At 54.6% G+C, this 1,957-nt stretch carries 1 protein-coding gene; it reads left to right on the top strand.

The annotated features are described in order from the left end of the window. Window positions 1–32: 32 nt before the first annotated feature. Window positions 33–1,957: condensation domain-containing protein (locus tag B0O95_RS15100; RefSeq protein ID WP_233203452.1), on the top strand; the 1,925-nt coding region annotated here is incomplete at its 3' end.

Raw genomic sequence — 1,957 nt, 5'->3', positions numbered from 1 at the left:
TCACGCCCAATGGCAAGCTGGACCGCCGTGCGTTGCCTGCGCCCGACTTTGCGTCGGCGCACTACCGCGCGCCGCGCACGCCGCAGGAGCAAACGCTGGCCGAGTTGTTTGCCGAAGTGCTCGGCTTGCCCCGCGTGGGCATTGACGACAGTTTCTTCGACTTGGGCGGCCATTCATTACTGGCCACGCGTTTGATGAGCCGTATTCGCACGGCTTTGAACGTCGAGCTGGCGATTCGAACATTATTCGAAGCGCCTACTGTTGCCGGCTTGGTGCCACGTCTTGCGCAAGGTACCACTGCGCGGCCGCCATTACTTCCTCAACCACGTCCCGGCACACTACCATTGTCCTTTGCACAGCGCCGGATGTGGTTTATTCAACAGTATGAGGGTGTTAGTGCAACTTATAACATGCCGTTTGCTTTGCGGTTATCCGGTGTGCTGGATAAACGAGCTTTGCAAGCTGCGCTTCAAGATATCCTCGTGCGTCACGAGAGCCTGCGTACCGTTTTTATTGAAATAGACGGTATGCCCGCTCAACGCATTCTCGCGGCCAAAGATGCATCTTTTGTGCTGGAAACTGTTGAAGTAAGCACTCAAGCATTGCCTTTTGCGCTGAGCGAAGCGGCGATGCACACGTTCGATTTATCTAAAGAAATTCCTATACGCGCATGGTTATTCAGGCTTAATGCGCAGGAGCATATGCTGTTAGTGCTGATGCACCATATTGCAAGTGATGGCTGGTCATTTGTACCGTTAGCTCGTGATCTGAACACTGCCTATGCAGCACGTCTCCAAGGGCAAGCGCCGGATTGGGATCCGCTACCAGTGCAATACGCGGACTATGCGCTATGGCAGCAGGATCTGTTAGGGCGCGAGGAAGACCCTAATAGCCTGATCGCACAGCAACTCGCTTATTGGCGGCAAGCGCTGGCTGGATTGCCACAGCGTCTGGAATTGCCAACTGACCGGCCGTATCCTCTTGTTGCTAGTTATCGCGGTGCCCGTGTCGTGCGGCATGCTGACGTGACCTTACGCGCCGCTTTGCAGGCGCTAGCTCATGAACAGCAAGCGAGTCTGTTCATGGTGCTACAAGCCGCGTTGGCTAGCTTATTAACCCGTATGGGGGCTGGCACGGACATTCCCGTGGGCAGCCCCATCGCCGGGCGCACTGTTGAGGCAGTGGATGACTTGGTTGGCTTCTTCGTCAATACTTTGGTATTGCGCACCGACACCTCTAGAAATCCTAGCTTTCGTGCCCTGTTACGACAGGTTCGTGAAACCTGTTTGGCTGCTTATACGCATCAGGATGTCCAGTTTGAACGTCTTGTGGAAGTACTGAATCCGGTGCGTTCGACGTCGCATCACCCACTCTTTCAAGTTACGCTAACGCTACAGAATAATGCTTCGCCACAATTTGACTTACCTGGGTTGAGAGCATGCGTGCAAGATGTTGAATTGCCTATCGCTCAGTTTGACCTTGCGTTTTATTTTGATGATGTGTTGAATCCGGACAAATTCACGGTAACGATTGAATACGCGACCGATTTGTTTGATCACGACACGGTTGATAAGTTGGCACAACGCTTCATTCGACTGCTTGAAGCGGTGGCGCAATATCCTGACCAGCCGATCAACAACATCGAATTGCTTGAGGCGGCGGAGCGGCAGCAGCTGCTGGTTGAATGGAATGCGACCGAGCGTGCGATGCCTGAAGCAACGCTAGTCCAGTTGTTTGAGACACAGTGTGCTCAAACGCCGGATGCGCCCGCGCTGATCTTTGACGATCAAGTCATCAGTTATGCCGCGCTGAACGCACAAGCCAATCGTCTTGCGCATCGTCTCATCGGGCAGGGCGTTGTGGCGGACACGCCGGTTGCGATCTTGATGCAGCGCTCGCCGCAATGCGTGATAGCGACGTTGGCGGTAGTCAAGGCGGGCGGCGCCTATGTGCCGCT

Origin of the sequence: Mycetohabitans endofungorum (genome assembly GCF_002927045.1) — a bacterium.
Lineage (GTDB): Bacteria > Pseudomonadota > Gammaproteobacteria > Burkholderiales > Burkholderiaceae > Mycetohabitans > Mycetohabitans endofungorum.
Note: the sequence above shows the minus strand (reverse complement) of the source record. Positions and strands in the feature narration are given on the sequence as shown.